The following is a 3855-nucleotide window of genomic DNA, read 5'->3' on the forward strand; positions in this document are numbered from 1 at the left end:
ACGGTAGGCAGTGCCGATGGTGAAAAGGAATGCCGGTAGGACGGCAATCAGAATGCCGAGGTCTATGAGTGGCGAGCGTGTCTTTTCCATCAATCTAACACCTGAGTTAAGCCGCGCCGAGAGTGGTGCGGTTTTGGGCTAGCGTAGCGCAGAGCCCAAAACCGTGCCACGAAGCGGTGTCGGCTTGAACGATTAGTTAGGTGCCAATCGCTTGTTGCTGTAGAAAGACTGGCAAATCCGTTGTTGGTGGGAAAATATTGAGGTAGTAGAGAATTCCAGCTGCGTGACCACGGTGATACGTGGTGTGGTTTACCACATGCAATAGAATCTCTCGACGCGTCATTTTCCCTGTGCCACCCCCGATAAACTCGAAATTAACGAATTCATTCAGTTCGGGCTCGGATATTGAACTGGCGTACTCCACATACCACTTGTCAATTTTGTTCTGAGTTTCAACCAGAACGTCGATTTCGGGACAATGCTCGGGATTGCGCGACGTCAGGCCGTGAGGCTTTCCCAGAAGATGGCACTTCCAGACATAGTCCATAGAAAGGGAGTGGTTGAGTGTCCGGATCAGGCTGCCAAAAACTATGGGGCGGGGCGCAACGAGATCGGCAGTCGGGACGTTAGATACAACGGACAAGAAGAGATCATCTGCCCATGCTTTATAGCGAGTGAGGGTTAGCGAGTCCGTCATGGAGCTTCCTATTGGCACCTAACACCTGAGTTAAGCCGGACCGCTGCGCGGCACGGCGTGATGGTACACGTCACCATTTAAGCCGAGCCGCGAAGCGGTCTCGGCTTGAACGAATTGTTAGGCCTCAGCAAGCGGAGTGTCAGCCAAAACATGCTGGCTGCAACTACAAATGCAAGTGCAGCTACTACCCCATAAATGAACTGCGCGCCTGAGTGATAGTTGGCGATGCCGTCAAAGTAGTTGCCTTCACTGTTGTATGGCATCACCGCGCGCTTGTAAGCGCTCACTGAGCTCAGCAGTCCAATTGCTGCCGATACGAGTGTGCAGAGAGCAGCAACAAGTGCACCCAACGAGCGAGCTTTTGATCTTGACGCTGGTGATTGCTTCATGAGGCCTAACACCTGAGTTAAGCCGGCCCGCCCGATGCGGATCCGGTCGGTCCGAGACCGCGAAGCGGGCTCGGCTTGAACGAATTGTTAGGCGCCGCGGCTTGAAGCCTGCTTAGTCAAAAGCTTTGCGAGAGCAAACGAAAGGACAAAGCCGATAGCGGCACGTAGCGCAACACTGAGGCCTGCAAACTGGCTCGAGATGAGGTCGCCCACAGCAACCAGGACAACAGCGCCAACGATTCCAGCGACAAGTGGGATGCGATTATTTTTCATGCGTAAGCCGTTGAGAGAATTGGTGCAGTCTGCACGAACTTTGGCACCTTGGCCTTAGGTCGAAAGTACTGACTACTGATTAGCGCCTAACACCTGAATTAAGCCGCGCCGCGAAGCGGCGTCGGCTTGAATGAATTGTTAGGCAGAGGATATGCCCGAATCTGTGCACCCGCAAGCTGCGACAACACACAACGAAACAAGAAGCACTGCATCCGTGCGAAACAGGGAGAGGCTAAGGCTCTTGCAGCCGAAGCAGTAAACGCCGTCAGCCTGGAACCTCCCGTAGCCACCTGTCCAACGCGAAATCACTCAAGCGCGACGCGGTGAAACAATGCGGAACAACAAACAGCAAGAGCGCAAATTGCCTTTTCCCCCGCCTAACACCTGAGTTAAGCCGCGCCGCAACGAGGTGCAACCGAAGCGACAGCAGCCGGACGCCGAAAGATAACACGATGCCATGAAGCGGCGTCGGCTTGAACGAACTGTTAGGTTGTAGGCGCCCGACGACCCACTGCATATGCGAAGCAAGCTGCGGAATGCTACCGCCACCACGGTGCGCAGGTCCCCTGCGCGCTGTGGGCCAAGTACGCAAGGGCACACTTGAACCTAACAGTAAACCTATCAGGCGCAATTCAATGCAAAGCCCGCATATCCCCAAAAAATTCCGCGCTAAACCTAACGCTTGAGTTAAGCCGTGCCGCGAAGCGGCATCGGCTTGAACGAATTGTTATGCTACTTACTGCACTGACCATTTGTAGCCATGTTTAGCTTCGCTACGTCGCTCTTGCCCTTGTCCTCGCTTACAACCTCAAGATTTGCTCCGCCAACAAATACGCCCATCTTGATGTATTGGCGAATGAAATAATTGACGCCAGCCTTCATTTCAAGAACTAGCTTATTTGGAGAAAACTCGGACTCAGTAGAGATGGTGTGCTCTTTATTACCCGGAACCTGTGTGTAGAAGAATACCTTGTCTGCCGATTCGCCAAGGCAATTCCCATCTACAAAAATGTCTTTCTTAAGCGCCTTTCCGACAAAGCTATCTCGATACACATATAGCCCAGCGTTCCCTTCGTCTGGAGCAGGAAAGAGCTTGGCTTGGGCTGATTGCTCATTGCTAGCTTTTGGCACAGATGCGCAGCCTGTCATTCCCAGGACGGCGGAAGCGATAGTGATGAGTAGAATGTTCTTGAACATTGATTTCCCCTGTACAGAAGTGTGGTGTTTGGGTGGAGCATAACACCTGAGTTAAGCCGCGCCGCGAAGCGGCGTCGGCTTGGACGAATTGTTAGGCGCCATGCTACAGCAGCACAAACATGACTATGAAAAGTCCAGGCGATAGCAAGAGCATGGCCCGTGCCAGAGACAGCTTGCAGCGAAACGAGCGTGGCTGATGTGCTTGTGGGAGGTTGCGGTCAAGAAGCATCTCAGTGATAGCGATGGAGTTCTTGGCGCTGATGCCACCAGATGCTCCAAGATGATTGAAAAGATCAGGGTCAAAGCGGCGGATGTCCGCCAGAGCCGAGCGAGCGACTGCGTAGTAGATGAGGGCGTAGAGGGCCGCAACGCCAATGATGTGACCTGCTTCCATTGCGACGGACTCACTTATGGCGCCTAACACCTGAATTAAGCCGCGCCGCGAAGCGGCGTCGGCTTGAATGAATTGTTAGGCAGAGGATATGCCCGAATCTGTGCACCCGCAAGCTGCGACAACACACAACGAAACAAGAAGCACTGCATCCGTGCGAAACAGGGAGAGGCTAAGGCTCTTGCAGCCGAAGCAGTAAACGCCGTCAGCCTGGAACCTCCCGTAGCCACCTGTCCAACGCGAAATCACTCAAGCGCGACGCGGTGAAACAATGCGGAACAACAAACAGCAAGAGCGCAAATTGCCTTTTCCCCCGCCTAACACCTGAATTAAGCCGCGCCGCGAAGCGGCGTCGGCTTGAATGAATTGTTAGGTGCCAGGTGGGGGTGGTGGAAGAGGAGGCCATGATTGACAGGATTTAATTTCATTCAACTCCCCAGACCACATTCCCAAGTGTCCTTGGCTGGATGAAGTAAAGCGTCCGATGACGTACGCGTAACCGTCGGTAAATTTCTTTCCTCCGCGCGAGTTGCACTCGTATAGGTCTAGCCAGAGGCCATTCTTATTCATGGCGTACTGATAGTCATCTTTATGGAGATAGATTCCATTCCCTTCAAACTCAAGATGCACATAACCTGTCAGGGCTACGAGCTTCCCCTCGTATTTCTCTGGAGCGGCAATTAGCTGAATTAGCGAGACCATATCTGGCACTTCCTGAGCGAGCGCAGATAAGGGAATTCCGCACAGGATGGGAAGAGCGAAAAGGGGAGCGCGAAGATTCTTCATGGCACCTAACACCTGAGTTAAGCCGCGCCGCAACGAGGTGCAACCGAAGCGACAGCAGCCGGACGCCGAAAGATAACACGATGCCATGAAGCGGCGTCGGCTTGAACGAACTGTTAGGTTGT

The 3855-nt window shown here is 53.3% G+C and carries 5 protein-coding genes; all 5 read right to left on the minus strand.

Annotated features, from left to right (window positions below; translation table 11 throughout):
* Window positions 1-196 precede the first annotated feature (196 nt).
* The 5 genes from K7B09_RS12705 to K7B09_RS12725 all read right to left on the minus strand — a co-directional run bounded on the left by K7B09_RS12705 (window position 197) and on the right by K7B09_RS12725 (window position 3733).
* Complete coding sequence (locus tag K7B09_RS12705; RefSeq protein ID WP_223629836.1) at window positions 197-697, minus strand: DinB family protein; 501 nt, start codon at window positions 695-697, stop codon at window positions 197-199.
* A gap of 77 nt (window positions 698-774) precedes the next feature.
* Window positions 775-1086, minus strand: a complete 312-nt coding sequence (locus K7B09_RS12710; RefSeq protein WP_223629837.1) for a hypothetical protein — start codon at window positions 1084-1086, stop codon at window positions 775-777.
* Window positions 1087-2091: 1005 nt separating this feature from the next.
* Window positions 2092-2556: a DUF2846 domain-containing protein gene (locus K7B09_RS12715; protein WP_223629838.1), complete on the minus strand. Its 465-nt coding sequence runs from the start codon at window positions 2554-2556 to the stop codon at window positions 2092-2094.
* A gap of 103 nt (window positions 2557-2659) precedes the next feature.
* On the minus strand, window positions 2660-2950 hold the full coding sequence (locus K7B09_RS12720) for a hypothetical protein (protein ID WP_223629839.1): 291 nt from the start codon (window positions 2948-2950) through the stop codon (window positions 2660-2662).
* 366 nt (window positions 2951-3316) lie between these two features.
* The gene (locus K7B09_RS12725; protein WP_223629840.1) at window positions 3317-3733 is read right to left on the minus strand and encodes a hypothetical protein; all 417 of its coding nucleotides are present in this window, start codon (window positions 3731-3733) and stop codon (window positions 3317-3319) included.
* Between the last annotated feature and the right edge of the window lie 122 nt (window positions 3734-3855).

It is taken from the genome of Thermomonas beijingensis, from assembly GCF_020034655.1.
Taxonomy (GTDB): Bacteria; Pseudomonadota; Gammaproteobacteria; order Xanthomonadales; family Xanthomonadaceae; genus Thermomonas; species Thermomonas beijingensis.

Bases quoted from the DNA above. Each gene is read 5' to 3' on its own strand.
- K7B09_RS12720 (WP_223629839.1), bottom strand. From the start codon at position 2,950: ATGGAAGCAGGTCACATCATTGGCGTTGCGGCCCTCTACGCCCTCATC.
- K7B09_RS12715 (WP_223629838.1), bottom strand. From the start codon at position 2,556: ATGTTCAAGAACATTCTACTCATCACTATCGCTTCCGCCGTCCTGGGA.
- K7B09_RS12710 (WP_223629837.1), bottom strand. From the start codon at position 1,086: ATGAAGCAATCACCAGCGTCAAGATCAAAAGCTCGCTCGTTGGGTGCA.
- K7B09_RS12705 (WP_223629836.1), bottom strand. From the start codon at position 697: ATGACGGACTCGCTAACCCTCACTCGCTATAAAGCATGGGCAGATGAT.
- K7B09_RS12725 (WP_223629840.1), bottom strand. From the start codon at position 3,733: ATGAAGAATCTTCGCGCTCCCCTTTTCGCTCTTCCCATCCTGTGCGGA.